Below are 26,706 nucleotides of genomic sequence, written 5' to 3'. Positions count from 1 at the left end.
TCCACCGATGGTCCGATGAGGAGTATCCCTTGCGTTCCCTTCCTATGCGCGCGGCTCTGGCCACGGCCGCGGCGACACTCGTCGTGCTGGGCACCGCGCCGGCCCCGGCGCAGGCCGCGCCGACCGAGGTGCAGATCCTCGGCTTCAACGACTTCCACGGCCGCCTGGAGGCGCCCACGGCGGGAGTCGGTGGCGCCGCGCAGATGGCCGGCATGATCGAGCAGTTGCGGGCGGCCAACAACAACACGCTGGTCCTGTCCGCCGGTGACAGCATCGGCGCGTCCCCGTTCATCTCGCTCGTGCAGAAGGACGAGCCGACGATCGACTTCCTCAAGATGATCGGCGTCGACGCGTCGAGCGTCGGCAACCACGAGCTCGACCGCGGGTTCGACGACCTCGACGACCGGGTAATCCCCCGCTCCGGCTTCCCGTACCTGGCCGCGAACGTGTACCGGGGCACCGAGGCCGCTCCCGGCCGCCTGGCGGAGTCCACCGTGCTGACGGTCGGCGGCGTCCGCATCGGCGTCGTCGGCGCGGTCACCCTGGAGACCCCGTCGCTGGTGTCACCGGCCGGCATCCCGGGCCTGACCTTCAAGGACCCGACCGCCGAGGCGAACCGCGTCGCGGCGAAGCTGAAGGCCGACGACGACGTGGACGCCGTCGTGCTCCTCGTGCACGAGGGCTCGGAGGCGAGCGGCACGGACGCCGCCGCCTGCGCCGCCGTGGCGGACCCGAGCACTCCCTTCGGCAAGATCGTGACCGGCGCCAGCGCCGACATCAACGTCATCATCTCGGGTCACACCCACGTCCCGTACAACTGCTCGTACGACGTGCCGAAGCTGGGACACAAGCGGCCGGTCCTGCAGACCGGCCGGTACGGGGACGCCCTGGACCAGGTCAAGCTCACCGTCGCCGACGGTAAGGTGACCGCCGCCGAAGGCGCCGTCCTCCCGATCAAGGGCTACCCGGCGGACCCGGCGGTCGCGCAGTTCGTCGCCGACACCAAGGCCGAGGCCGACGTGCAGGGCAAGGTGAAGATCGGCGAGATCACCGCCGACATCAAGCGCGCCGTCACCGCCGAGGGCGTCGAGGACCGTGGCAGCGAGTCGACCCTCGGCAACTTCATCGCCGACGTCCAGCTGGAGGGCACCCGCGCGGCCAACCGGGGCGGAGCGCAGATCGCCTTCATGAACCCGGGCGGCCTGCGCGCCGACTTCGTCAAGAGCCCCGACGGCACGGTCACCTTCGCCGACGCCGCCACCGTCCAGCCGTTCGCCAACGACGTGATCACCAAGACCTACACCGGTGCGGAGATCAAGGAGACGCTGGAGCAGCAGTGGCAACCGGCGGGCGCGTCGCGGCCCTTCCTGCACCTGGGCGTCTCCAAGGGCTTCAGCTACGTCTACGACCCGAACGGTCCGGCGGGCAACCGGGTCATCGCCGACCGCATCTTCCTCAACGGCACGGTCATCGACCCGAAGGGCACCTACCGGGTGACGGTCAACTCGTTCCTGGCCTCCGGCGGTGACAACTTCAAGGCGCTCGCCGGCGGCGTCGACCCGCTCGCGACCGGCGACAACGACCTCACCGTGCTCGTCGACTACCTCCGGGCGAAGTCCCCGGTCACCGCCGACACGGTGGAGCGCGCGTACACCGTGGACCAGCCGGGCGCCCCGGTCGGCGGCGGCCCCAGCGGTGAGCCCACCGGCAGCCCCACCGCCAGCCCCAGCGGCGGCACCGGCAACGGCGGCGGAGCCGGCGAACCCGGTCTGCCGATCACCGGCGTCAAGGCCCTCACGATCGCCGGCGCCGGCATCCTGCTGTTGCTGGCCGGCGCCGTCGCGCTCGTCGCGGCCCGGCGGCGGCGCATTCGCCTGACCGTCGAGTGACGCGAAGCTGAAACGAACTGTCGTCTCCGGAAGCCCGCGCGGCTTCCGGAGACGACCGTCGGTCTGTCACACCGCCCGGGTCAGCCGCAGCAACCGCCAGACGGTACGCAGTGACACGCTCGGATAGAAGCCGACGTACTCGGGCGTCACCCGCGGCTGCCACTTCTCCTTGAACTCGGCCTGGCTGCGGGCCGGGTAGATCCAGTCCCCGTGCTCGGCGATGAACCCGATCAGCCGGTCCGTGCCCCGATGGCTGCCACCGGCCGGCTGGTGCCGGGGCGACAGCTCCCGGAACGGCGTGAGGCCCAGGTGCAGCCACCGCGCACCCTCGGCCTGGAAACGCTGCGACGCGACCACGAACGCCAGGTCGACCGCGCCGGGTGGCGCGTCGGGCTCACGGCGCGTGATGTCGTACAGCCAGCCGCCCTCGCGGCCGAACGCCGGGGAGTACGACACGTACGCCACCGGCGCACCGTCGGACAACGCGAGGAACAGCCGGCGTACGGGATCGTCCTGGCGGGCACGCTCACCGACCAGGAACTCGATCTGCTTGACGTGCCGGCCCTTGTCCGCGAGCCAACGGGCGTCCAGGGCGTCCAGGCGCGCGGCGAGCGGCGCGTCGTACGGCACGTCCCGGCCGGCCTCCACGACGGTGACCCCGGCCCGCCGGGAGCGCGCCAACTTGTTGCGCACCTTCTCGAACTTGCGGCCACGCAGGCTGAAGCTGTCCAGGTCGATCGAGTACGCCGCGCCGAGCTGACTGAGCTGGTAACCGAACTCGGCGTACAGGTCGAGGTCGTCCGGGGTGAGCTGGACCGCGCACAGCCGCCGGCCCTCCTGCTGCGCCCAGCCGTGGAACGCCCCGAGCAGCCGCTTGCGGTCCTCCGGGTCGGCGTAGACGCTGCCCAGTTGCACGGCGTGCCGCCGCCCGGCCGGCCGGTACGCGATGAACCCGTCGAGACCGGTCACCGTGAAGTGCCGCGTCTCCCTGTTCAGCGCCAGCGCGGCGCTGGAGTGCTGCGCGTGCCGGCGCAGGACGGCCAGGGCGGTCATCGGTTCCATGGCGGTGGCCTCCACCTATCAGGGAGCGGACGGGTCGTGGCGGGTCGCCGCGCGCCGGCGTGCCCGCGCGAGCTGGACAAGGTCCACGGCCTCACGCCCGACGGCCGAGGCGGGTTCGCCGCCGGTGACACGGTGGGCGACGGCACCCACCAGCCGGGGCAGGGTGAGCAGTCGGTCGGCGTCGAGCCGGTCACCCATCACGTCATCGAGCCGGCCCACGGCCCGGGAGTTGCGCTGGAGGCCGGCGAGGAACGCGTGCTCCATCGCGGTGACCGTGCCGCCCCGGCCGATGTCCTGGCCGTACCAGTAGTTCGGCAACTCAGCCCGGTCTCGGTTCCGGGCCCACCGGGCCAGCCCCGACGACAGCGCCGCCGGCTGTTCCCAGTGCGCGGTCAGCACCGCCGCGAGCGCGCGGGCGTTGCGCAGCGCGTCGTTGATCCCGTGTCCCAGGGTGGCGTCCTTGGCGTGCCCGGCGTCGCCCACCAGGGCCCAGCCCGGCCCGAACGGCTGCCGGAAGAAGGACGGGTACCGCACCACGCGGTGCAGGTCCCCCACCGGCTCGCCGGCGGCGGCGAGGTGGCCCACCTGCGGGCTGACCGACTCGACGTGCCGCAGGAACCCGGCCACCTTCTGACCGGCCAGCTCGCCCTGTAGGCGCTCCGGAGGTTGCGCGATGACCACGAAATCCTCGGGACCGGTGGGCAGGATCGAGACGATGTGCACCCCGATGCGGTGCCACAGCAGCGCCGGCGGGATCCGTGCGCCGGTGAAGTACCGCCAGAGCAGGGCCCGTTCGCTGCGCGCCGTCAGGTACTGGCGGGCACCCACCCACCGGGCCACCGACGAGTTACGGCCGTCCGCTCCCACCACCAGCCGCGCCGACACGTCCCGGACCGAACCGTCGGCACGCTGCACGGTCACGCCGCGCACCGCGCCGTCCGCGCCGTGCCGCAGACCGACGACGGCGGTGCCGGTGGAGGTCTTGGCGCCGGCGGCGACCGCCCGGTCCAGCAGAACCTGGTCGAGGACGTCCCGAGGTGGACACAGCCCCGGGTCGTCCGGGTGGCGGAAGTGCAGCTTCACGTCGTCCAGCCGGACCCACACGTCGTGCAGCGGCGGCACGCCCTGTGCGACGACGGTGTCGTACACGCCCTCGATCCGCAGGTCCTCGGTGCCGTGCAGGATGTGCGTGGACAGGGTCGGCGCGGGCAGGTCACCGCGGTCGAACACGGCCACCGACAGACCGGCTGCCGCGAGCCGGGCCGCCAGCGCCGAACCGGCCACCCGCGCCCCCACGATCACGACGTCGACCTGCTGCTCCATCGCCCGGTTGCCGGCCACGACCGCGCCGCCCGTCGCCGCCGCCGGCAATCCGGTGGCCGGGCCCGTTGGTTCCGCGGCCGCACCGACCGGCGGCACCGTCGCGGTGGCCGCTGGCTCTGGGGCCGCGGCGACCGGCAGGTCTGGCGTTGTGGCCGGCCCGGACGCCGCGGAGACTGGCAGCTCCGCCGCCACAGCGACCGGGGGCCGAGTTGGCTCGACGGCCGACGACGGGTCGGTCGGCGCGACAGGGGTCACGAGGGCGGGTGGGATTGGCGAGCGGCGGGCAGGGGCGATCTTGTCGGCCGCGTCCAGCCCGCGCAGGTAGCCGGCCAGCAGCAGGTTGCCGATCCGGCCCGTCGGCATCAGGCACGCGGTGCCGCGCAGCCAGGGCAGCTCCGGCAGCGGCGCGGTCGGGTCGGCCGCCGTCGGATCCGAGCGGTCGACCAGCCGGGGGGCGAGCACCTCGGCCGTCAGCGCCGAGAGGGCCAGGCCGTGCCCACACCACGCGCCCGCGAACCACACCCCCGGCCGGCCCGGAACCGGACCGACGATCGGCAGCCGGTCGAACGTGGACGCCGTGACGCCGGACCAGAAGTCGGTCACCGGCACGTCCGCCAGCGCCGGAAAGGTCGCGGCGAGTTCGCGGACCAGCCGGTCCCGAACGGCGGCGATACCGCGCTCGTCGACGCGCGGCTCCAGCAGGGCGGGACCACCGCCGAACAGCAGCCGGCCGCGAGCGGTCATCCGCAGGTAGTTGAAGAACGACCGGCTGTCGATGGCCGCGCCGCGCCCCTCCCAACCGGTCCGCGCCAGCAGGTCGGCGGGTACGGGGCCGGTGCGCAGGACATGGGTACGGATCACCGCGACGTTCCGGGTGAACAGTCCCAGCCCGGTGGTGAAGCCGTCCGTGGTCAGGGCCACCCGTCTGGCGCGTACCCGATGTCCCCCGGCCGTCACCGTGACCGGGTCGCCGCCGGTGATCGCGGTGACCGGCGTGTTCTCGGCGATGCGCACCCCGGCGGTGAGCAGCGCCGCCCGGAGTGCCTGGACCAGCAGCCACGGGTTGACCAGCGCCACGTCGGGGTAGCACAACGCGCCGTGGTAACGGGTGCTGCCCAGGCGCTCGGTGGCGCCGTCGCGGTCCAGGTAGGAGGCGTCGAAGCCGAGGTCGCGCAGGGTCTGCGCCTGACGTCGGAGCGATCCGGCGTGTGCGGGCGCCGACGCGGCCACGAGCTGGAAGCCGTCGGTCAGCTCGCAGCCGTCGGGCAGACCCCGGGCCAGCCGCCGCAGCGCGGCGATCCCGTCGAGCGTGGCGGCGAACATGGTCCGGGCCCGGTCCCGTCCGTACCGTCTGACCAGTGTCGTGATCGGGCCGCCGACCCCGGGGCCGACGATGCCGGTGCTGTGTCCGCTGGCGCCGGAGCCGACCTCGGTGGCCTCCAGGACCAGGATGTCGCGGGCGGGCAGGTGGTTCGTCAACTGGTACGCCAGCGCGAGCCCGGCCAGCCCTCCTCCGACGATGGCGACGGACGCCTCCTCGTCGCCGGCGAGGGCCGGCAGTCGCGCGGCCCGCGGGTCGTCGCGTTGCCAACCGCTCGCCGCGGAGACCGGCCGGCTCATCAGGCCACCGAGGTGGGTCTCGACGTGGCCGTCGGGACCGGTGAGTCGGCTCGCCCGGCAGGGGCCGGCGACGGACCGCCGGTCACCTCGCGCAGCAGCGCGTCGAAGGCGGGCAGACGCTTCGGCTCGAACGGCACGCCGAAGGGCTTGAGCTGGTTGCCGAAGAGCGAGCGGTCACCGAAGAGGTGGATCGGCACCGCCAGCAGCGCCCATTCCGGCCCGATCAGCCAGGCCCAGAGCGCCACCACCAGTCCAGCGCTGAGCAGGCTGTGCATGCTGTTGTAGAGGACGTAGTACGCCTTCGGAATCCGCCCGTCCGGGCTGCGATGGTAGGCGATCGCCCCGGGGATGTAGCCGATCAGGTCGATGTAGAGGAACAGCCCGATCGCCGGCAGCCACCGGATCTCGTCCCAGTGCGCGATGAACAGGCCACTCGCCAGCGCGAGCCCGGCGAACCACTCCGCGCGGTGCAGCCGGGCGGTGGTCGGCGTGTCGAACGTGTTCAGCTGGTCCATCGTCAGGCCTTCCCGCTGACGCCGACCGACGCGGTCGCCAGGACGCCGTCCGGGATGGTCACCGCCGGGAACAGTCCCCGGAGAACGTGGTGGATCGTCTCGGTGAGGACCCGCTCCGCGACCGGATCGATGATGCTGGCGAGACTGGGCACGCCGAAGTCGAAGCTCGCCACGAACGTCATCGCCACCCCGTCCGGGTCCTGGCGCAGCGTCCACGCGCCGGAGAACTCGTCGAAGTCACCGTCGATCTGGTCGAACTCGATGGTGAGACGATCGCGGTCCAGGTCGTCGGCCTCCGTCCAGGCCAGGATCCCGTTGCGGAACAGGACCTCCCACGAGCTGACGACCCGTCGCGCGTCGGCCGGCGACTGCACGGTCACCCTCTGGACCACGTCGACCAGGTGCGGGTAGCGCTCGAAGTCGACCAGCTGGTCGAACACCGCGCCGCCGTCCCCACCGGAAAGGAATGCCTGGATCTCGACCCGTCGCATGTCAGTGGACCCCCAGCCGGTCTGCTGTCGGATAGCGGTGGCCGAGCGTGCGCAGCGCGCCGTCGAACGCGTCGACCAGGAGGGCGACCTCGTCGCCGGAGAGCACCGCGGGTGGAGTGAGGCGCAGCACGGCGCTGGCGTTCAGCGAGTGGTTCACGATCACCCGGGCGTTGAGGAGTTCGAGGATGGCCTCGCCGGCCAGCCCCGGACCGGCGAACTCCACGCCGATCAGCAGCCCGACGCCGCGTACCTCACGAACCAGGTGCGGATACCCGGCCGCCGCCGCCCGCAGGCGGGCCAGCAACTCGTCACCGAGCGTCGCCGAGCGCTCGACCAACCGTTCCTCGGTGGCGACCGTGATCGCGGCACGGGTGGCGGCCATCGCGATCGGCGCGCCGGAGAACGTAGACGTGTGCAGGAACGGGTCCTTGTCGAAGGCCTGGAACGCCTCGGCGGTGGCGACCACGGCGGAGACCGGCACGATGCCGCCGGACAGGCTCTTGCCGGCCAGCAGCACGTCCGGTGTCACGCCCTCGCGAAGGGCGCCCCACCAGTGACCGAGGCGGCCGACGCCGGTGAGGATCTCGTCGAGCACCAGGAACGCGCCGTGCTCCCGGCACAGTCGGGACACCTCGCGCAGGTAGCCGGGCGGCGGGATGACCACCCCGCCCTCGCCCTGCACCGGTTCCATGATCACGCAGGCCGGCGGCCCGGCCGCCAGCACGGCGGCCAGCGCCTCGGCGTCTCCGTACGGAACGTGCGAGGCGTCCGGCAACAGCGGGCGGAACGGACGCTGGTAGAGGTCCTGCCCGGTGACGGAGAGCGCCCCCATGGTCTTGCCGTGGTATCCGTTGACGGTCGAGACGAGCCTGCGCCGGCCCTGGACACGGGCCATCTTGATGGCCGCCTCCACAGCCTCCGCGCCGGAGCCCGCGAAGTGCACCCGGGTCAACCCGGGCGGCGCCACCGCGACGAGCGCCGCCGCGGCCTCGGCCACCGACGGCTCCAGCATCAGTCGGGTGGCAATCGGATGGCTCTGGATCTGCGCGATGACCGCGGCGACCACGGCCGGGTGCCGGGCGCCATGCAGGAACACGCCGTAGCCGCCCACGTTGAGGAAACGGTTGCCGTCCGAGGTGTACACCCAGGCGCCCTCGGAACCGACCTCGACGTGCCCGCCGAACATGTCGCCGAGCTTGGCGCGGCCCCGGGACAGGAACCGACGGTAGTTGTTCCGGACCTGCTCCCGTACCTGCTGATCGGTCTCTACGCTGCTGGCTGTCACCACTCCTCCTAGCTCACCACGAGCGGCTGGCCGCCGAACCAGGCCGTCAGTTCCGCGGCGGTGCTCACCCGCGACGGTGGATGGAAGGCGACCGCGTGCGACGTGGCGGCGAGATAGGCCACCTCGGGCGAGGAGATGAACGCCATCCCACCGAGCAGATCCACCGACCCGCGCACCGCCGTGGCGATCGCGTTCGCGGCGGCGAAGCGCACCACGAGCGCCCGGCCGAGGGCGTCGTTGCCGCCGTCGCCGTCGTCGAGACTCCGTGCCGCGCCGTCCAACATGATCGCCGCGCCCTGCACGGCGGTCGCCACGTCCGCCCGCTCGGTGACCGGTCCCCGGCCGCTGGTGATCGCGCGCTCGACCAGCGCGGACGCCACCCCCAGGTAACACGCGGTCACCAGGAGCTGGAACCAGACGAACCCGATGGTCTGCAGGTCGTCGAGCTGGCCGTCGAGCGCGACCTCCGGGTAGACGAACAGGTCCGGGTGCACCTCGACGTCGTTGAGCAGCACGGCGTCGGACTCGGCGCCGGTGAGCACCGGCGACGCCCAGAAGGGCTCGATCGTGATGCCCGGCGACTCCGCCGGGATGAGCGCCACACCCAGGCGGGTGCCGCCGTCGTCGGTGGGCACCGCCACGCTGGCGGTCAGCAGGTCCATCGAGGCGGAGAGGCTGCACGGGCGCTTCGCACCGGTGACCCGCCAGTTCTTGCCGTCCCGCCGGGCCGTCATGGTGGGCGTCAGGATGCCGCGACCGGCATGCCCCTCGGCGAAGCCGGAGGCCACCAGCCGGCGATCGGTGGCCACCGCCTCCAGCAGCATCCACTCGAACCCGACGTTCGCCCGGGCCAGGGCCACCAGGCCGGCGACCGAGAACTGGTGCATCGTGGTGGCGACCGCCAGCGACGGCGCCTGCGCGGCCAGGGCGCGGGTGACCCGCACGGCCTGGAGGGCGGACGCGCCGAGCCCCTGGTAGGTCTTGGGCACCACCAGACCCGCGCCCCCCGCCTCCCGGAAGAGGGCGACGCCCGGCCCACCCGGGCGCTCCAACTCCATCAGGGGAACCTCGCCGAGCCTCTTGAGCAGGCCGGGAAGCAGCATGTCGCAGGTGTCCCGCTCGGTGTCGAGAAAGCTCATGCCGCCAGACCCTCCCGCTCGGCACGCAGCGGGGAGGCAAGTGCCGCCCGCCGGGGCTGGACGTCGCGACCGATGCTGATGCCCTGCAGGTGCGACGTACGCAGCATTGGATAGTTGCTCTCGCCCCCCGGGCCGCCGGTCAGGCCGGCGCCACCGTGGGTGGACAGGTACGGGACGAACCCGATGTGCGAGTCGTTGATCTTGAGTAGGCCCCCGTTGTGCACCCGGGCCACGAACTGCTCGACCATGGACTCGTCACCGGTCCAGACCGAGTTGCGCAGGGCGTACTCGTTGGCGTTCAGGAAGTCGATGACGTCGTCGAGCAGGCCGTCGCCGTGGTCCGGGTCGGGCACCACCACCGGCAGCAGCGGGAAGAAGGTCTCCCGGGCCACCGCCCACACCGCCCGGGCGTCGGTCAGGCCGTTGACCCGCAGAACGGTCGGCTCGACGAACACCCCGGTGGACGAGATCGAGCCGTCCAGCTCCATCCGGTTCCCACCGGCGAGCACCTCGGCGCCGCACTCCGTGGCCTGCTCGACGTACCGGGCGAACTGGTCGCTCTTGAGCACCGGCGACAGCAGCACGTCCGGATCCTCGGGATGACCGGGCCGGATCTTGCGGGCGTGGCTGATCAGGCGGGCCAGCAGACGGTCCGCGATCGCCGGGTGGGCCACCACGTAGTTGGGAACCATGCAGATCTGCCCGGACCCGAAGAAGCTCTCGGTGAGCGCCTCGGCGGCACGGTCGAGATCGGCGTCGTGCCACACCACGCAACCGTCGTTGCCGGCCAACTCCAGGATCGGCTTCTTGCCCCGGCGTACCGCCTCCACTCCGAGCGGGATGCCGAGTTCGCTGCTGCCGAAGTAGAAGATGTCGTCGACGAGCGGGCTGGCCAGGAACTGGTCGAGGATCCGCTTGGGCGGGCCGCAGACCACGTTCAGGGTGCCGGGTGGGGCACCGACCTCGTCGAGGATCGGCGCCACGATCTCGCGCAGCACGAACATCACGCCGTAGGGGCTCCCCCGCGGCGCCTTCACGACGAGCGCGTTGCCGGCGGCGAGCGCGGGAACGCCGAGCAGCGAGTTGACCGCCGCCGCGTTCTGCGGTGGGCTCAGCGCGACCACGCCGTCGGGCTTGCGTACCACCAGTAGACGCCGGTTCGCGTCGTCGTACTCCCGGTGCATCTGCTCCGCGCACAGCCCGATCGTCTCGGGGCTCGTCCCGTGCAGGCACCCGGCCAGCTCCCACTCGGCGAGCGCGCGGGGGTGCCCCTCCTGGACGAGGACCTCCACCACCTCGTCGTGCCGCCGGCGCAGCTCCTCGTGGAGTCGGTGCGCCACCTGGAGCCGTACCCGAAGAGGCATCGCGCCCCAGACGGGCGCCGCCGCCGCGGCGGCCTGGATGGCCTGCTCGACGACGGCGTCGTCGGCCACCGCGCAGCGGGCCAGGACGCTCGCGTGGTCGTCGCCGTCGTGGCGACGGCCGCGGTCCAGGTCACGCTTGAGGGAAAGCTGGGGCAGCATGTCGTCGAGCACCGCCGAGGCGCGCAGGCAATGTACCCACTTGTCCGCTGGAACGTCCTGACCTGCGATGTAGGACCCGTACGATCGCAACGTCGCAGCCCCCTCCCATAAGCGAGTCTGTGCTACTAATTCATTAGTCGAGGAACGGTCGAACCATAGATGCCCTCGTTGAAGGGTGTCAACGAACCTTTGAGCAGAGGCAAGATGCCGACACACGACGCGCAAGCGCCCAGGAAAAGCCCCATGCGGTGGATTCGGATCGGATCGGCATTACTGGCCGCGCAGATGCTCGCCCTCGGCGTGCCGGCGTCCGTCGCGCCACGGTGGTTCTTCGACTGGTTCCCGTTCGGCGCGGGCTGGGTCGCCGCCGGTGGCCCGTACAACGAGCACCTGCTGTCCGACCTGGGCTACGCCTACCTGGCGTTGGCGGTCGTCCTCGGGTGGGCGGCCGCGCGGCCGGTGCGGGAGTTGTGTCTCGCCGCAGCGGCCGCGTCGGTCGTCGCGAACACGCCACACCTGCTGTTCCATCTGGCCCACGCGGGGGCGCTGCCAACCGCCGACAGCGTCGCGGAGAACGCCCTGCTGGTGCTCACCGTCGTGGTGGGACTGGCGGTCTTCTTCGCCGGCTACCGTCTCCCGGCCGGCAACGCCGCCGGGCAGCCAACCGCCGATCTCCCGCGCGAGCGGCCGTAGCCCGCACGCCGACCGCCCGAACGGGAGTCGTCCGACGGTCAGGAACGGCTGGTCGGCCAGATACGGCGGGCCGGGCGGCCGTCGGCCGCGGGAAGCGGACGCGTCGACTCCCACAACCGCCGCCACTCGGCGGCCTGCGGCCCGGTGGTGGACGCGACGGCGGCGGCCGGCGCGGTCCGCAGTGAGCGGTACCAGCCGACCTCCTCCTCCACCCACAACCGGCCGATCGCGGCGGACATCCGCTCGTGGAACGCCCGCGCCCCCTCGCCCTCGCGGGGCCACAGTGGCCGGCCGTAGCGCACCACGACCGTGCGCCGGCCGGGCACCGGCCAGTTCCGGCCGCGCGGCATGGCGCCGAACGTGCCCCGCAGCGCGACCGGCACCGCCGGAACGTTGTGCGTGCAGCACAGGTGCGCGGCGCCCAACCGCATGCCGCTCATCCAGCCGTCGGTGGACCTGCTGCTCTCCGGAAAGAGCAGCAGGCTCCAACCGTCGCCGAGCAGCTTGGTGGCGAGGCTGCGTAGCCGCCGGTCACCCTGCCGCTCGATCGGGAAGGCGTTGAACACCAGCGACGTCACGACGGCCCGCCAGCGCGCGTCGAAGAAGTAGTCGGCGGCGGCCCCGACGGCCAGCCGCCGCGCGAACCGACGGGGCACCGAGCCGAGAATCAACGGCGTGTCCAGGTGACTCGCGTGATTGGAGACGAAGACGGCGGGCCCCTGCAAGCCGTCGAGGTACTCCGTGCCGCGAACGACCGGATGGGTCTGGGTCCAGGCCACCGACTTGAGCACGCCCCGCTGCAGGCCGAAGCGGACCGCCCCCGCCGCCCGGGTGCGGGCCCAGGCGGTGGGGAACTCGGAGCGCTCGCGGCGGATCTCGTACGGCTCGGCGGAGCGAGGAGTCGTCGCCCGGCCACGCCAGTCGCGGCGGCCGCGCAGCAGCCTCACCTCGTCGATCAGGCGCACGTCGCCTCCCGGGTCATCGGACGTCCGCCAGGGTCACGGGCGGGGCGTGCAGGTAGGTGATGCTCGGGCTCGACCCGACCGTGTCACGCGCCATCTCCAGCGCGTCGGCGAGCGAAGAGGCCGCCCGGAAGCCCATCACCGCCGCCGTCTTCCGGTCGGCGCCGACGAAGATCACGTCGCCCAGGTGCTCCATCGCGTGCGCCCCCCAGTACCACATGTAGAACGGGTGCACGCCGTGGTACGCGTAGCTGGTCCGGTACAGGTGCCGGTACCAGGGGTCCTGCGCGTACTGCTGCTCGTACTTCGCCTCGATCGCCGCCGGGTCGGTGGTCTGCGGCAGGACCTCCTCGAAGAAGTCGATGTAGCTGGGGTGGTGCACCGGGTGGAACTCCTTGGGCATCGGGTGGTAGAAGATGCCGACCCCGCCGCGCCGCACGATGGGCTGGTTGCGGTAGAGGTTGAAGAAGTACCCCAGGCCCAGCGACATCACCAGGATCGGGTTCATGATCGAGTTGACGTTGTACGGGCAGATGAAGGGCAGGCCCCACACGCCGATGTCACTCTGACCCTGCACCTCGGTGAGCTGCTGACGGTGCACGTTGGCGAGCGTGAGCGGGTGGACCGAGTCGGGCCGGCCCGCGTTGACCCCGGTCACCCCGTACGGCGCGTCGTTGTTCTGCCAGACGCGTCGGCGCAGCTTGGGCGGCGTCAGGTCGTTGGCCCGCTTGGCGGCCAGGTAGGAGAGCTGGTCGCCGATCCCCCACTCCCATTCGCGCTTGTTGAGGAAGCCGACCTGGCTGGGGAACGAGTCGAGGTTGAGGGTGGTCTCGACCGTGAAGACCTTGACCGCCTCGCCCAGCACGTCGGCCATCCGGTCGTACGAGTGGTGCATGGCCGAGTTCGGCGGGTCGTTGAAGGAGCGCGAGTGGCGCAGCGTGTGGACGTTGTGGTGGTGGCGAAGACTCCGGTAGGAGCCGAGACCCACGGTCACCGACTTGCTGCCGCCGCTCATCGCGGTGAGGTTGATGTTGGCGTACACGATGAGATCGCTCTCGGCCGCCCGCCGGTTGATCTCCACGTCCTCGCCGTGCGGCGTGGTGCCGAGGTGGACCAGACCGTCCGGGTCCTCGGCGTCATGATTCTTCAGGTGCTTGGGGAAGAACGCCCGGAAGACCCGCTCGCCGACGATCCGCTTCAGCTCGGCCGGCGTCATCCGCCGGTGCAGCGAGTTCGCCGCGATCAGCTCGACGTCGTCCACACCCGCCTCGGCGGCGAGCTCCAGCACGTTCTCGATCACCCGCTGCCGGACGTCCGGTGGGCGCATCTGCGGCAACGGGAGGGACAGGTCGTCGAAGACGATCGTCAGTCGCATCCCGGGGCGGAGCAGGTCGGGCAGCGGCGGCGAGTCCACCGGGTGCAGCAGCGCGCGCTGGATGGCGGCGTCGACGTTGGCGATCGGCGGAAGCGAATCCGGCGGGTACACCACCCGTGTGCCGAGCGGGAACCGCTCGAGGAGGAAACCCTCCCCCTGGTGGACGAGCAGCGGCGGCGTACGCTCGTCGACCTCGAGCACGAAGCCAGGTCTGCTCATGAATTGTCCTTTCGTCGTTCCGGCTCGTGCGGGTGCGTCGGGCTGCTTGGTCAGTTGCGGCTGGGGTCGAAGGCGACCTTGACGGCGCCCAACTGCCCGGCCTTGGCGGCGTGGCCGAGCGCCTCGCGCCACCGCGACAGCGGGTAGATCGCGTCGACGTAACCGTCCAGGGGCGCTTCGGCGGCCAGCGCCATCGCCTCGGCGAACGTGCCCCCGACGGGCTCGTCGGCCTCCGGCGCGTCGGCCTCGGTCCCGGCGGTCGGGCTCGCCGCCGCGCTGCCGCTGGAGGCGTACGACCCGACGAGGTTCAGCTCCCGGAACCAGACGGGTGTCAGGTCCACCCCGCCGGAAGGCATCCCGGACAGCAGCACCGTGCCACCGGCCCGGACCAGCCGCAGCGCCATATCCAGGCCGGCCCCGGCACCGGTGCACTCGAAGGCCACGTCCGCCCCGCCGAGGAGGAAGTCGCCGCCGATCATGGGTTGCTCCAGCGTGCCGCCACAGGCCCGGCGTACCGCGCGAGCCGCACGGGACGGCTGGAAAACCTCGGTGGCCCCGAGCTCGCGGGCCCGGGCGTGCTGGTGCGCGTGCTTGGCCACCACGTAGATGGGGCCGGCCTTGGTCAGGGCACGCAGCGCCAGCAGGGTCAGCAGGCCGACCGTGCCGGCGCCGACGATCAACACGGCCGCCCCGGCCGGCACCTGCGCCCGATGGACCGAGTGCACCGCGCAGGCCAGCGGCTCGACGAGCACCGCCCGGCGGTCGTCCATCGTGTCGGGTACGGGATGCAGCTGGGCCGCGTGCGCGACCATCTGCCGACCCCAGCCGCCGCCGGTGTCGGTGCAGTAGCCGGTCTGCAGGCCGGCGGAGACACGACCGGCGGTGACCCGGTCGCACCGGCTGTGCTGCCCCGCGACACACCATCGGCAGGGCTCCCCGCCGCGTACGGCGCAGGACAGCACCGGGTCGACCACGACGCGGCTGCCCTTGGGCAGGTTGGGTAGGTCGTCCAGGGTCTCCGCGACCACCTCGTGCCCGGGCACGAAGGGCATCGACACGACCGCTCCGAAGTACGGCGACGAGCGACCCGTCAGCAGGCTGACGTCCGAGCCGCAGATGCCGGAGAGCAGCGGTCGCAGCCGGACCCAGTCGCCCGACGGCAGGCTGGGCTCGGCCCGGTGCACCAGGCGCAGGGGCGCCACGTTGCTGGCGAGCACGCCGGACATCCGGCCGCCGAGTTTGGTGGAGCTGGCGCCCCGGGCGGCGAGGAAGCGGGGAGTCGACTGGCGGTATTCCAGGGCCGGCATCATCGGGCCGCTCCCCGCGCGCCGGGGCCGGCGGCCGAGGTGGTCAGCTCGACCATGTTCTCGACCGCGCCGACCGTGTGCCCGCCCCACTCCTCGATGCGCCAGTTCTGGCGCTTCGCGTGGCGGTACAGCTTGGGATCGGGGTTGACGGCCACCGGGTTGCCCACCCCCTCGAGAAGTGATCGGTCGGAGAAGCTGTCGCCGTACGCGTACGAGCTGCGCAGGTCTGCGCCGATGTCGTCGGCGTGGTGGCGGAGCCAGGCCAGGCGGGCCTCGCCCACCAACGGCGGTGAGGCCAAAAAGCCGGTCAGGACGCCGTCGCGCACGTGCAACCGGCTCGCGACCACGTCGTCGAAGAGCGGGCGCAGCGATTCGATGAGGATGTCCGCGGTGCCGGTGATCAGGATGGTGCGGTGGCCGGCCGCACGGTGGGCGCGGATCTGCCGGATCGCCTCCGGCAGCGCCCGCCGCAGCAGCGCGTCACCCATCCGGTCACGGATCAGGTCGCGCAGCGCCTCCTCGGAGGCGCCGGCGTACCGCCGCATGAAGGTCCGGATGAACTCACCCCGGCTGCGCTGCTCGGCGCGCAGGTAGCGCGGCGCGGCTCCGGCGAGCGCGGCGAACTCCTTGGCCCAGCCGCCCTTCGGCCGGTCGGACAGGCGGGCCCACAGGAAGGTCTCGATGAGGTTGGACGCCACCACCGTGCCCTCCAGGTCGAAGACCGCCACCGTGTCGCGGCCCTCGGGCAGCGGCCCGCGCCCGCTGGAACGGGGACGCCGGGTCACCGACTGCCGCAGCAGCGCGGTGATGGCCGGGCAGTGCACCTCCTGGAGGTAGTGCGGCCAGTCCACCTCGGCGACGTCGAAGCTGCCCCGGCTGACCATCTCCTCGGGCACCTGGCGGTGCAGCGCCAGCACGTTGCCGTCGGTGTAGATGGCCTCGACCTCGGTGTAGACGCCGTACAGGTCGGACAGTCGACGCAGCGACTCGATCCGCTTGGTCTCCTTGTGCACCTTCGTCATCCAGTCGCGGGTGCGCGGCGAGGCCGGCAGCCGCAGCAGCGCCCGTTCGGCGAGCGACACGGCGCGCTCACCGGTGCGCAGCTTGCGCTCGATCTGGCTCGCGCCCGGAAAGCGCCAGGTCGGCACCGCGATGTGACCGCGACCGGCCTCGGGCAGCGGGTGACGGCGGAAGTAGTTGCGGATGTTCTCGTCGAGCTGGCGTTGGGTCAGCGGGTTCCGCGCGCCGGTGCCGACGTGGTAGTAGACCGGCGCGGCGGGCTCCGGCTCGACGGCCGCGACCGCCAGCAGGGCGTTGGTGACCAGGTCGATGGGGACGATGTCCACCACCGCGTCGGGCAGGCCGGGAAAGTCCGGAAGCGTGCCGCGCCCGTACGACAGGATGATCGGGTCCACCATCTTGAAGGAGTCGAACCACCCGGGGAACGGATGACGCAGCGCGCTCTGCACGATCGCCGGGCGCACCACGGAGAGGCGCAGCCCCTCGTCGCGGGCGTACTGCTCGGCGACCCGCTCCCCCAGCGCCTTGGTGAACGTGTAGACGTCCGGCCAGCCGACGCTGTGCGCGCGCAGCCGGCCGTAGTCGATGAGTCGCTCGGTCACCTTGCGACGCCGCGCCTCCTCGGCGGCCCGCGCCGTCGCCTGCGGGCCGGCCTTGCCGTGCTCGGCGCGGGCCTCGGCCAACAGCGCGCGCAGCGCCTCGGGGCGGCGGGAAGCGCGCTCCACCTCGGCGCGGGCGGCCCGCGCGGCGGTCAGCTCGGCCTGCCAGTCGACGTCGTGGTCCAGCGGGGCCTCGGGCACCACGCCCTTGCGGGCGCCGGCCACGTACGCCGTCGAGACGTGGACCACGTGCGGACGTCGCGGCAGCGCGACGACCGCATCGTAGAGGTTGACCAGACCGCCGACGTTGACCTCGAACGCCTCGTCGATCGGCGGGTCGAAGGACACGGTGGACGCGCAGTGCAGGACGGCGGTCAGGTCGTCCGGAAGCGCCGGGACCGAGCCGGTGAGGTCGCCCTCGAGGACGCTGACCCGCTCGGCCAGCAACTGCGTGAGGGCCGGCCCGCCGATCCTGCGGCGCAGCGTGCGGAACACCGGCTTGCGCCCCAGTCCGGCGACGCGGTCGGCGCCCGACGTCGCGCCGCGCCCGCGCACCAGCACCGTCACCCGGGTGTTGGGGTAGTCGGCGAGCAGCCGCTCCAGCGCTGCCTGCCCGAGGAACCCGGTCACCCCGGTGAGCAGGACGTGGGCACCATCGAGAGACCAGTTCGGCGTGGCGGGTCGGTCACCCGGGTTGTAATTCACCAGATGAGGATAGCGTCAAACGGGCCGCGCGTCAGCCACCGATTCGCGGAAAAAACGACGCCGACGGTCAGCGCCAGCGGTCCGGATCGTCGAGCAGTTCGTTCATCGATCCGGACCGGAACGCCTCCACGGTGAGCGGCAGGTCGGGGAATCCGGCCGCGCGGATGGCCGCGGCGACCCGCTGGTCGGCACGGGCCCGCTCCACGATGGGCGCGTCGACCTCGAGGCGGACGCCGTCGCCCAGGTCACGGACCCGCAGGTCGACCACCCCGTGCGGGGCCAGCAGGCGGCGGGCGGCCAGCTCGGCCAGCTCCACCCGGGCCAGCCGGGCCGGCGAGATGGGCACCCCGAACGCGATCCGGCTGGCCAGACAGGCGGCGGCCGGTTTGGCGGCCGTGTCGAGGCCCCAGAGCTCCGCTATCGCGCGTACCGCCGGCTTGTCGAGCCCGAGGTCCGCGAGCGGCGTGCGGGCCTCGCGCTCGGCCGCGGCGGCGATCCCCGGTCGGAAGCCGGCGGCCAGGTCCGAGGCGTTGGTGCCCGTCACCACTGTCGTGAAGCCGAGCCGGTCGGCCAGCTCACGCACGGTGTCGATGAGCGTGCTCTTGCAGAAGTAGCACCGGCGCGGGCCGTTCTCGCGGTAGCCCTCGACCTCCAGCTCGCGGGTGCCGAGCACGTGGTGCGCCACGCCGAGCCGGGCGCAGAAGTCGCGGGCGGCGGCGACCTCGGCGGCGGGGACAGCGGCCGAAACCGCCGTCACCGCGGCGACATCGGCCGGATCCAGAGCCCGCACCGCCGCCGCTACGGCGACGCTGGAGTCCACGCCACCGGAGAATGCGACGAGCGTTTTGCCGTATCGTGTGAATTCCGCGACGAGCTGATCCGCGGCCCCCCAGGCCCATCCATCAGGTCTCACAGCTCGACAGTACTGGAAGGAGCGTGAGGTGTCCGCACCGGAATTCATCGACCTAGGATTCGCACGGATGGACGTGGACCGTCTGTCGCGCACCGGCGACCCCGAAGTGGTGTACGGCGCGGGCAAAACTCCTGAACAGGTGACGGGAGCGATGCACGCGCTACGCGTCGCCCATCCGGACACTCCGATCCTCGCCACCCGGCTCACCGACGCCGCCATGGCCCGGTGCGCCGACGAGTTCGGCGCCGACGTGGTGGATCCGGTGTCCCGGACCGCGGTGGTGGGCCCCGAGCGCACGCCGGTGGGCACGGTCGCCATCGCCTGCGGCGGCACGAGCGACCTGCCGGTCGCCCGTGAGTGCGCGGCCACCGTGGCCGTCTTCGGGTCCCGGGCGGATCTCGTGGTGGACGTCGGGGTGGCCGGCCTGCACCGGTTGCTGGCCGAGCGGGACCGGATCGCCCGCGCCGACGTGGTGGTGGCCATCGCCGGGATGGAGGCCGCGCTGCCGTCGGTCCTCGGTGGACTGGTCGGCAGCCCGCTGATCGCGGTGCCCACCAGCGTCGGGTACGGCTGGCACCTGGACGGCCTGACGGCCTGGCTCGGCATGCTCAACTCGTGCGCCCCGGGCGTGCTCACCGTCAACGTGGACAACGGCTTCGGCGCGGGCGTCGCCGCCGCCAGGATCGCCCGCCGCACGCCGAGCTGCGCAGACGCGAATGGCTGAGCCGCGGACGATGACCGAGGACAGCGCGGCGGTCCCGTCGAGCACCGCCCTGTGGGTCGACCCCAGCAACGGCGCGGCCGGCGACATGCTGCTGGCGGCGTTGCTCGACGCGGGCGCGAGCCTGTCCGCCGTCGAGCAGGGCGTGGCGCGACTCGCGGTGGAGCCGGTGACGCTGAAGCTGGAGAGCGTACGCCGACACGGCCTGCGCGCCGCCCATCTCGTCGTCACGGCACCCGACAGCGGCACCCACCGCGACCTGGCCGCGGTGACCGCGATCATCGCGCGGGCGGCGCTCCCGTCGGCGGTGCACGACTTCGCGGTCGCCGCCTTCACCACCCTCGCGCGGGCCGAGGCGCGGGTGCACGGCGTACCCCTGGCGGACATCCACTTCCACGAGGTCGGCGCCCTCGACGCGGTGGTCGACCTGGTCGGATGTGCGCTCGCGCTCGCCGACCTGGGGCTGCTCGACGCGCCGATCCGGGTGGTCGGCCCGGTCGCGGTCGGCTCCGGCGTGGTCCGCACCGAGCACGGCCCGATGCCGGTACCCGTGCCCGCCGTTCTGGAGATCCTCTCCGGCGCGGGCGCACCGATCGCCGCCCATCCGGCCGCGATGGAGTTGTGCACGCCGTCGGGCGCCGCCCTGCTCGCCACCCTGGCCACCGGCTGGGGGCCGCCACCGGCGTTGGTGCCGCACGCGGTCGGGGTCGGCGCCGGCACCCGCGACCCGGCCGGCCACCCGAACATCCTGCGGGTGCTGGTGGGCGCCTCGGCGGCCCCGGACTCCGACGCCACACCCTGGCAGGGCGAACCGCTGCACCGGGTCGACACCACCATCGACGACCTGGACCCGCGAATCTGGCCGGATCTGCTGGAGCGGTTGCGGGCCGTGGGCGCGGCGGACGCCTGGTGCACGCCGGTGCTGATGCGCAAGGGCCGACCGGGGCAACTGCTCAGCGTGCTGGCCGCACCGGCGCAGCTCGACCTGGTCTGCCGGCTGGTCTTCACCTACACCGGCACGCTCGGCGTACGGGTGTCCACCGTGCAGCGCCGCCGGCTGCGCCGCGACCAGATCGCCATGCCGTACGGCGACACCGCCGTACGGGTCAAGCGCGGCTACCTGGGTGACCGTCTGGTCAGCGTGCAACCGGAGTACGACGACGCCCTGGCGGTCGCCCAGCGCGCCGACGTGCCGGTCGCCCGGGTGCTGGACGAGGTACGCGCGGTGGCCCGCGGCGTCGGCCCGTCACCGCAGGCCGAACCGCTCCCGGAGGCCGACTCGGTCCCGGAGGCCGACTCGGTCCCGGAGGCCGGTCCGCTCCCGGAGGCCGGTCCGCTCCCGGAGGCGACGACCGCGTGATCTGTCTGATGCCGCACTGCGGCTTCCTCTCCGCCACCTCGCGCATGTTGGAGATCTACCGCGCGCTGCGACAGCGCGGGGTGACCGCCCGCATCGCCACGCACGGCGGCACCTACGAGCACGTGCTCCGCGACGTCGGCGTCCCGTACGACATCGTCGGTGAACGGATGACGCCGCAGCGGTGCGAACGGTTCATCCGCGACGAGATCGGCATGGGCTACGTCGGTCAGAGCATGTACACCGACCGGGAGATGCGCGACTACGTCACCGCCGAGACCGAGTACTTCCGCCAGCACGACATCCGTACGGTGGTCACCGGCTTCACGCTGACCACCCTGCTGTCGACCCGGCTGGCCGGTGCCCGGCTGGTCACCGAGCACGCCGGCAGTTGGGTACCGCCGCTGTTCGAGCGCGGGATGCTGCCGGCGCCGAGTCAGGCGCACTTCGGCCTGCTGCCGTCGCCGCTGCTGCGGTGGTTGTCCAACTCCCTGCCGTCCCGGGTCGGCTTCTACTGCGGCGGGTTCAACCGGCTGGCGGCCGACCTGGGCGTACCGCGCGTACCCAGCCTCGCCGCGCTCGTCCTCGGCGACCTGGCGCTCATCCCGGAGGTGCCGGAGGTGCTGGGCGTGTCCGCCACGGAGGTGGCCGACTGGCGGCCGGACGGCCGGTCCGGCTATCGGGCGGGCACCCGGCTGCGCTGCGTCGGGCCGCTCTACGCCCGGCTCGACCTGCCGTTGCCCGAGCGGGTCGCCCGTTTCCTCGCCGAGCCGGGGCCGGTCGTCTACGTGGCGGTCAACTCGGCCGAGGTCGGCTTCGTGCGGCGCGTGGTGACGACCATCGCCACCCTCCCGGTGCGCGTACTGGTCGCCGGCACCCACCACGACCTGCACGACATGGCCGGCGACCGGGTCATGGTCGGCGGCGTGCTGCCGAGCCACCTGATCATGCCGGAGGTGGACCTGGCGATCACCGCGGGCGGACAGGGCAGCGTGCAGACGGCGATGGCCGGCGGCACGCCGGTGCTCGGTTTTCCGCTCCAACCGGAGCAGGACCTGAACCTCGCGCTGCTGGAACGGATCGGCGCGGCACGCCTGCTGGCGCCGAGACACGTGGGCGCGAGACTGGCCGCGCTCGCCGCGGAGATGCTGGCCGACCGGTCCTACCGCGAGGCGGCCGAGCGGGTCCAGCGCTGGTACGCGGCCACTGACGGACCCGCGAACGCGGCCGAGGCCATCCTCGCCCTGCACGATTCCGGGGAGGCCGACCCCATCGGCCCCGCCGGCGTCCTGGGTTGATCCGCTGGGTCGGCCCGCTACGCGGCCGGCGGGGCGCCCGTGCCCGCCGGTCGGACGACCGGTCCGGTCGCCCACTGCTCCTCGTGGTCGGCCTTGCGCAGGAGTTCGTCGGCGCTGTGCGCGACCCGGGACATCGCCAGGCGTAGCAGCGGGGGCGCCATCATCGACGTGACGATGGCGACGAGGGCGATGATCGTGAAGGTGGCGATGTCCAGGACGCCGAGCCGCAACCCCACCATGGCGACGACGATCTCGACGACGCCCCGGGCGTTCATGCCGGCGCCGACGGCCAGGGACTCCCAGTGGCCGAGCCGGCTGGATCGCGCACCGAGGTACGCGCCCGTGAACTTGCCGAGGATCGCCGCCGCGAGGACCACGAAGGCGGCGATCGCCACGTCGCGGTCGAGCAGCACGCCGAGGTCCATCCGTAGGCCGGCGGAGGCCAGGAAGATCGGTGCCAGCACGGTGAGCACGACGGTCCGCAGGGGGGCCAGCACCGCCCGCCGATCCCGGATCGCCTGGCCGACGAGAATGCCGGCGACGAACGCGCCGAACACCGCCTCCATGTGCAGCGACTGGGTGATCGCCGCGCCGACGAGGACGATGATCACGGCCGTGACGATGGTCGGCCCGCTCTCGGTGGACCGGCCGGCGAGCCGCAACGCTCCACTCACCAGCGGCCGGCCGACGACGATCGCGGCGACCACGAACGCCACCAGCAGCAGCAGGGACAGCGCGACCTGACCCGCGCGTACGCCGACGGTCGCCATGGCCGACACGACCGACAACAGGAACCAGCCCACGGCGTCGTCGACCATGCCGGAAGTCATGATCAACTGCCCGACGTCGCGGTGGATGAGCTTCATGTCCGCCAGCGTCTTGGCGATCACGGGGATCGCCGTCACGCACATGGCGACGGCGAGGAACAGCGCGAACACCGGGCGTTCCGTGGTGTCCGGCACGAGGACGGCCGGGGCCAGGTAACCGATCAGGATGCCGAAGCCGATCGGGATGAGCAGACCGCCCAGACTGATCCGGAGCGCCGAGGTGCCACGGCGGCGGACGATCCGGGTGTCCAACTCGATGCCGGCCACCCCCACCAGCAGCAGGACGCCGATCTGGGCGACCGCGTCCAGCAGGTGCATCTGCGCCGGGTCGGCGGGGAACAGCCAGTCGTGGACCGCCGGAGCGGCGTGGCCGAGCAGCGACGGCCCGAGCACCACGCCGGCCATCAGCTCGCCGACGATCTGGGGCAGGCCGAACCGCGCCGCCAACCGGCCCAGGCCGAGGCCGAGCAGGAGCAGGGACGCGATCTGGACGAGCAGGATCACGACCTGTCCGCCGGCCAGCGGCATGATGGGTGCGTTCATACCGGCCTCATCTCCCTGATCAGGGCCGCCAGTCGGTCGAGCCCCTGCTCGATCTGCGGTGGCTGCAGCAGGCTGACCGACAGACGGAGCTGGTGGCGTCCACCTCCGTCGGCGTAGAAGTGGTGCATCGGCGTCCACAACACACCGAAGTCGCGGGCGGAGCGCTCCAGCAGCGCGTCGTCCACCACGAACGGCACCGTCACCACGAGGAAGAAGCCCCCACCGGGGGTGTTCCAGGAAACGCCGGCACCCGGCCCGAAGCGCGCAGCCAGGCCGTCCAGCACGTGCCGCAGATTGCGCCGGTACGCGCCGGCCTCGCGCTCGTTGGCGCGGACGAGACTGCAGTCGTGCTCCAGCAACTTGCCGGCGATGATCGCCTGCGCCAGCGGTGAGGTGTTGACGGTCACCATGCTCTTGATCTTGGAAAGCTCGTCGGCCAGCAGGCCCGTTCCCCCGGGGCCGGCCACCGGCTGGTCAGCGACCACGTAACCCACCCGGGCGCCGGGCATCCCGGTCTTGGCGAACGAGCCGAGATAGACGACCCGACGGTCGTCGTCCATGGCCTTGAGCGTGGCCGGGCGGTCGCCACCGGCGTGGAACAGCCCGTACGGGTTGTCCTCGATGATCAGCAGATCGTGTTCGGTGGCCGCGCGCAGCACCGCCACCCGGGTCTCGGTGTCCAGGCTCGCCCCGGCCGGGTTGGCGAAGTCGGGCACGAGGTACAGCGCGCGGGGGCGCTGCCCCGCCGCCCGGGCGTCGCGCACCACCCGGGCGAGGTCGGCCAGGTCGATGCCGCGCGAGCCGTCCCGCACCGGCAGCGTGGTCATGTCCACGAGCGACGCGGCCCCGCGAATGCCCACGTAGTTCGGCGAGACGGCCAGCAGCACGTCGCGGGGGTCGGTCCGCAACGCCCGCAACACGAGGAACATGCCCTCCTGCGCGCCCACCGTCACCACGACCGACTCCGGGTCGACGTCCATCCCCTCGTCGACGGACAGGTTGCGGGCCACCAGGTCGTGCACGATGCCCTTGGTCCGCCCGTACTGCAACAGCGTGCGGTTGACCTGACGTTCGCTCAACCCGTGCTCGTCACGCAGATGGTCGCAGTAGCGGCGCAGGTAGCGATGCACCGCCTCGACCTCGAAGAACTCCTCGTAGGGCCGGCCGGCGGCGAACGACACCGCGTCCGGGAAGCGACCGGCGATCTCGTTGAGGAAGGTCATCGAGTCGAGCACCGGGTCGGCCAGCGAACCGTGCAGGTCGGCCAGGGCGATCGGCGCGCGGGCGCCCACCGTGGTCGTCCCCGACCGGCCGGTCACGGGGACCATCCCGCGAGGGCATCACCCGACGCCCGGCCCCGCCCCGTCGACACCGGCCCGCCACCGGCCACGGTGGTGCCGTGGCCCAGCGCCCGCAGGTCGGCGCAGCCCATCATCGCCATCGCATCCTCCAACTCGGCCCGCAGCAACGAGAGCACCCGGCGGGCCCCGGCCCGGCCACCCACCGCCAACCCCCAGAGAGCGGGCCGACCCACCAGCACCGCGGACGCGCCGAGGGCCAGCGCCCGCGCCACGTCCACGCCGCTACGGACGCCGCTGTCCAGGAGCACCGCGCACCGGTCGGCCACGGCCGCGACCACCGGCTCCAGCGCCGCGATGCTGGGCACCGCGCCGTCGAGCTGGCGGCCGCCGTGGTTGGACACCACGACCGCGTCCGCTCCGAGGTCCGTCGCGCGCACCGCGTCGTCCGCGTGCAGGACGCCCTTCACGACGATCGGCAGCCGCGTCCGTCGCCGCAGCCAGTCCAGATCCCGCCAGGACAGCCTCGGGTCGAAAGCGAGACCGGTGTGCACCATCAGCGCCGAACTGTGCAGGCCGCCGGAGTGCGCTGCCGCGCCGACCTCCGGTGGCAGGTTGGCGGCCACCACGTCGTCGGGCAGCGTGAACCCGGACCGCATGTCCCGCAGGCGGCGACCCATTCGGGGCACGTCGACCGTCAGCATGAGAGCCCGGCAGCCAGCGGCCTCGGCGCGTGCCACCAGATCGGCGACCAGCCCGCGGTCGCGCAGCCAGTAGAGCTGCATCCAGACCTCCGCCTGGGTGGCGGCGATCCGCTCGACCGGCTCGCTGCTGAGCATGCTGGCGACGAAGACCGCGCCCTCGTCCCGGGCCGCCTCGGCGAGCGCCACCTCGCCGTCCGGGTGCAGGAGCCGCTGGTAGGCCATCGGCGCCACCCCGACGGGCAGACCCATCGGCGTGCCCAGCAACTCCGTGCCGAGGTCGCAGGTGTCCGTACCCACCAGCACACGGGGGACCAGGTGCACCCGGTCGAACGCGTCCCGGTTGTCGCGCAGCGTCGACTCGGTGCCGCTGCCCCCGGCCACGTAGTCCCAGACGGGCTCGGTCAGCACCCGCCGCGCCGCCAACGCCACGTCGTCGAGGCAGAGCAGGCCGGCGAGGTCGGTTCCCTGGGCCGCGATGGTGGTCACAGGACGTCGTGGGTCTTGGTCCGCTCCGCCTCGACCGCCTCGTACAGCGCCCGGATGTTCCCGCTGCCGAAGGTGCGCGCACCCAGCCGCTCGATGACCTCGAAGAAGAACGTCCGGCGCGGATGGGTGGACCTGGCGAAGATCTGGAAGAGCTGGCCGTCGTGGTCCTCGTCGACGAGGATGTTGCGGGACCGCAGCTGGTTCACGTCGTACCGGGCGAGGTCGAGTCGCTGGCCGAGCAGGTCGTAGTAGGTCTCCGGCGTGCGCAGGAACTCCACGCCCCGATCGGTCAACGCCGAGATCGCCGACACGATGTCCGGTGAGCACAGCGCCACGTGCTGCACACCGGGGCCACCGTGCCCCTTGAGGAAGTCGTCGATCTGCCCGGCGGCGGCCGAGGCGTCCGGCTCGATGAGCGTGAGCGTGACCAACCGCGACGGGCTCTGCACCACCTTGGAGAACATCGCCTGGCTGCCGACGAGGATGTGCTCCTCGAACGTCATGTCGAAATCCAGCACCGTGCGGTAGAAGTCGACGGTCGGGTCGAGCGTGCCCGCCTCGAGGCAGACGGCGAGGTGGTCGACCACCCCCAGCCCCAGAGCCGGCCCCGCCTCCGGCAGGTGCCCGTCCGGAAGACCGGGCGTCAGGCCGGGCAGCACCGGGCCGGCCGACCCCTCGGGTGGCTGGACGAAGGTGTGCGTCACGTCGCCGAAGCCGCCGACCGTGGCCGTGACGAACCCGTCGCGGGCGGGGGGGTGCACCCCCCCCCCCGCCCCCCCGGGCCCCCCCCCCCCCCACCCCGCCCCCCCCGGCCCCCCCCCCCCCCCCCCGG

Annotated in this window: 20 protein-coding genes and 1 pseudogene; 5 read left to right on the top strand and 16 right to left on the bottom strand. The window is 72.6% G+C overall.

The features are described 5' to 3' along the window. The first annotated feature begins 29 nt into the window (after positions 1-29). Complete coding sequence (locus ACIBTX_RS31700; protein WP_357125318.1) at positions 30-1,889, top strand: 5'-nucleotidase C-terminal domain-containing protein; 1,860 nt, start codon at positions 30-32, stop codon at positions 1,887-1,889. 66 nt (positions 1,890-1,955) lie between these two features. On the opposite strand, the gene ACIBTX_RS31695 is transcribed toward ACIBTX_RS31700, so the two are convergent. From ACIBTX_RS31695 to ACIBTX_RS31665, 7 genes are read right to left on the bottom strand one after another with little or no spacing between them, the layout of a single operon-like run. Next, entirely contained in the window at positions 1,956-2,951 is a 996-nt protein-coding gene (locus ACIBTX_RS31695; RefSeq protein WP_357125315.1) for a DUF2156 domain-containing protein, read from the bottom strand. Between the two features lie 18 nt (positions 2,952-2,969). Beyond that, on the bottom strand, positions 2,970-5,894 hold the full coding sequence (locus ACIBTX_RS31690) for an FAD-dependent oxidoreductase (protein ID WP_396833377.1): 2,925 nt from the start codon (positions 5,892-5,894) through the stop codon (positions 2,970-2,972). After that, on the bottom strand, positions 5,894-6,409 hold the full coding sequence (locus ACIBTX_RS31685; RefSeq protein ID WP_357125308.1) for a hypothetical protein: 516 nt from the start codon (positions 6,407-6,409) through the stop codon (positions 5,894-5,896). Before ACIBTX_RS31685 ends, ACIBTX_RS31690 begins: the two co-directional genes overlap by 1 nt. 2 nt (positions 6,410-6,411) lie before the next feature. Next, positions 6,412-6,900: an SRPBCC family protein gene (locus tag ACIBTX_RS31680; RefSeq protein WP_357125305.1), complete on the bottom strand. Its 489-nt coding sequence runs from the start codon at positions 6,898-6,900 to the stop codon at positions 6,412-6,414. Between the two features lies 1 nt (position 6,901). Next, positions 6,902-8,185, bottom strand: coding sequence for an aminotransferase class III-fold pyridoxal phosphate-dependent enzyme (locus ACIBTX_RS31675; protein ID WP_357125302.1), 1,284 nt, complete (start codon positions 8,183-8,185; stop codon positions 6,902-6,904). A gap of 8 nt (positions 8,186-8,193) precedes the next feature. Next, on the bottom strand, positions 8,194-9,324 hold the full coding sequence (locus tag ACIBTX_RS31670; RefSeq protein WP_357125299.1) for an acyl-CoA dehydrogenase family protein: 1,131 nt from the start codon (positions 9,322-9,324) through the stop codon (positions 8,194-8,196). Beyond that, on the bottom strand, positions 9,321-10,847 hold the full coding sequence (locus ACIBTX_RS31665; protein ID WP_357169077.1) for an aldehyde dehydrogenase family protein: 1,527 nt from the start codon (positions 10,845-10,847) through the stop codon (positions 9,321-9,323). Before ACIBTX_RS31665 ends, ACIBTX_RS31670 begins: the two co-directional genes overlap by 4 nt. Positions 10,848-11,090: 243 nt before the next feature. On the opposite strand from ACIBTX_RS31665, the gene ACIBTX_RS31660 reads away from it, so the two are divergent. Then, the gene (locus ACIBTX_RS31660; RefSeq protein ID WP_357169074.1) at positions 11,091-11,540 is read left to right on the top strand and encodes a hypothetical protein; all 450 of its coding nucleotides are present in this window, start codon (positions 11,091-11,093) and stop codon (positions 11,538-11,540) included. A gap of 38 nt (positions 11,541-11,578) precedes the next feature. On the opposite strand, the gene ACIBTX_RS31655 is transcribed toward ACIBTX_RS31660, so the two are convergent. The 5 genes from ACIBTX_RS31655 to larE form a co-directional block, all read right to left on the bottom strand. After that, on the bottom strand, positions 11,579-12,505 hold the full coding sequence (locus ACIBTX_RS31655) for a lysophospholipid acyltransferase family protein (RefSeq protein WP_357125290.1): 927 nt from the start codon (positions 12,503-12,505) through the stop codon (positions 11,579-11,581). Positions 12,506-12,518: 13 nt separating this feature from the next. Further along, positions 12,519-14,096, bottom strand: coding sequence for a lactate racemase domain-containing protein (locus tag ACIBTX_RS31650; protein ID WP_357125287.1), 1,578 nt, complete (start codon positions 14,094-14,096; stop codon positions 12,519-12,521). Positions 14,097-14,146: 50 nt separating this feature from the next. Beyond that, the gene (locus ACIBTX_RS31645) at positions 14,147-15,406 is read right to left on the bottom strand and encodes a zinc-binding dehydrogenase (RefSeq protein ID WP_357125284.1); all 1,260 of its coding nucleotides are present in this window, start codon (positions 15,404-15,406) and stop codon (positions 14,147-14,149) included. After that, positions 15,403-17,727, bottom strand: coding sequence for an HAD-IB family hydrolase (locus ACIBTX_RS31640; RefSeq protein ID WP_357125281.1), 2,325 nt, complete (start codon positions 17,725-17,727; stop codon positions 15,403-15,405). The genes ACIBTX_RS31645 and ACIBTX_RS31640 overlap by 4 nt, the downstream gene beginning before the upstream one ends. A 67-nt stretch (positions 17,728-17,794) precedes the next feature. After that, positions 17,795-18,688, bottom strand: coding sequence for an ATP-dependent sacrificial sulfur transferase LarE (gene larE, locus ACIBTX_RS31635; protein ID WP_357169071.1), 894 nt, complete (start codon positions 18,686-18,688; stop codon positions 17,795-17,797). Between the two features lie 19 nt (positions 18,689-18,707). Here larE and larB point away from each other — a divergent pair, with 19 nt between their 5' ends. Genes larB through ACIBTX_RS31620 form a run of 3 tightly spaced genes read left to right on the top strand, consistent with a single transcriptional unit; the run spans position 18,708 to position 22,016 of the window. Further along, positions 18,708-19,364, top strand: coding sequence for a nickel pincer cofactor biosynthesis protein LarB (gene larB / locus ACIBTX_RS31630; protein WP_357125274.1), 657 nt, complete (start codon positions 18,708-18,710; stop codon positions 19,362-19,364). After that, a complete protein-coding gene (larC, locus tag ACIBTX_RS31625) occupies positions 19,357-20,721 on the top strand; it encodes a nickel pincer cofactor biosynthesis protein LarC (protein WP_357169068.1) in 1,365 nt (454 codons plus the stop codon). Before larB ends, larC begins: the two co-directional genes overlap by 8 nt. Continuing rightward, on the top strand, positions 20,718-22,016 hold the full coding sequence (locus ACIBTX_RS31620; protein ID WP_357125266.1) for a nucleotide disphospho-sugar-binding domain-containing protein: 1,299 nt from the start codon (positions 20,718-20,720) through the stop codon (positions 22,014-22,016). The genes larC and ACIBTX_RS31620 overlap by 4 nt, the downstream gene beginning before the upstream one ends. 17 nt (positions 22,017-22,033) lie before the next feature. Here ACIBTX_RS31620 and ACIBTX_RS31615 read toward each other — a convergent pair whose 3' ends face one another. The 4 genes and pseudogenes from ACIBTX_RS31615 to ACIBTX_RS31600 all read right to left on the bottom strand — a co-directional run bounded on the left by ACIBTX_RS31615 (position 22,034) and on the right by ACIBTX_RS31600 (position 26,635). After that, the gene (locus ACIBTX_RS31615) at positions 22,034-23,386 is read right to left on the bottom strand and encodes a cation:proton antiporter (RefSeq protein ID WP_357125263.1); all 1,353 of its coding nucleotides are present in this window, start codon (positions 23,384-23,386) and stop codon (positions 22,034-22,036) included. After that, a complete protein-coding gene (locus ACIBTX_RS31610) occupies positions 23,383-24,714 on the bottom strand; it encodes a PLP-dependent aminotransferase family protein (protein WP_396833374.1) in 1,332 nt (443 codons plus the stop codon). Before ACIBTX_RS31610 ends, ACIBTX_RS31615 begins: the two co-directional genes overlap by 4 nt. Positions 24,715-24,794: 80 nt before the next feature. Then, a pseudogene (locus ACIBTX_RS31605) lies at positions 24,795-25,865 on the bottom strand (alpha-hydroxy acid oxidase); the annotation flags it as partial. Positions 25,866-25,870: 5 nt separating this feature from the next. Next, positions 25,871-26,635 (bottom strand): VOC family protein, encoded by a 765-nt coding sequence (locus ACIBTX_RS31600; RefSeq protein WP_396833373.1) that lies wholly within the window; start codon positions 26,633-26,635, stop codon positions 25,871-25,873. Positions 26,636-26,706 lie beyond the last annotated feature (71 nt).

It is taken from the genome of Micromonospora sp. NPDC049359, from assembly GCF_044466585.1.
In the GTDB taxonomy this organism is placed as follows: Bacteria; Actinomycetota; Actinomycetes; order Mycobacteriales; family Micromonosporaceae; genus Micromonospora.
This window is presented reverse-complemented; position numbering and strand designations above follow the sequence as displayed.

Coding starts and splice junctions, on each gene's coding strand:
- ACIBTX_RS31695 (WP_357125315.1), bottom strand. CDS start 2,951: ATGGAACCGATGACCGCCCTGGCCGTCCTGCGCCGGCACGCGCAGCAC.
- ACIBTX_RS31690 (WP_396833377.1), bottom strand. CDS start 5,894: ATGAGCCGGCCGGTCTCCGCGGCGAGCGGTTGGCAACGCGACGACCCG.
- ACIBTX_RS31685 (WP_357125308.1), bottom strand. CDS start 6,409: ATGGACCAGCTGAACACGTTCGACACGCCGACCACCGCCCGGCTGCAC.
- ACIBTX_RS31680 (WP_357125305.1), bottom strand. CDS start 6,900: ATGCGACGGGTCGAGATCCAGGCATTCCTTTCCGGTGGGGACGGCGGC.
- ACIBTX_RS31670 (WP_357125299.1), bottom strand. CDS start 9,324: ATGAGCTTTCTCGACACCGAGCGGGACACCTGCGACATGCTGCTTCCC.
- ACIBTX_RS31665 (WP_357169077.1), bottom strand. CDS start 10,847: ATGCTGCCCCAGCTTTCCCTCAAGCGTGACCTGGACCGCGGCCGTCGC.
- ACIBTX_RS31660 (WP_357169074.1), top strand. CDS start 11,091: ATGCGGTGGATTCGGATCGGATCGGCATTACTGGCCGCGCAGATGCTC.
- ACIBTX_RS31650 (WP_357125287.1), bottom strand. CDS start 14,096: ATGAGCAGACCTGGCTTCGTGCTCGAGGTCGACGAGCGTACGCCGCCG.
- ACIBTX_RS31645 (WP_357125284.1), bottom strand. CDS start 15,406: ATGATGCCGGCCCTGGAATACCGCCAGTCGACTCCCCGCTTCCTCGCC.
- larE (WP_357169071.1), bottom strand. CDS start 18,688: ATGAATTCCGGTGCGGACACCTCACGCTCCTTCCAGTACTGTCGAGCT.
- larB (WP_357125274.1), top strand. CDS start 18,708: ATGGACGTGGACCGTCTGTCGCGCACCGGCGACCCCGAAGTGGTGTAC.
- larC (WP_357169068.1), top strand. CDS start 19,357: ATGGCTGAGCCGCGGACGATGACCGAGGACAGCGCGGCGGTCCCGTCG.
- ACIBTX_RS31615 (WP_357125263.1), bottom strand. CDS start 23,386: ATGAACGCACCCATCATGCCGCTGGCCGGCGGACAGGTCGTGATCCTG.
- ACIBTX_RS31610 (WP_396833374.1), bottom strand. CDS start 24,714: ATGGTCCCCGTGACCGGCCGGTCGGGGACGACCACGGTGGGCGCCCGC.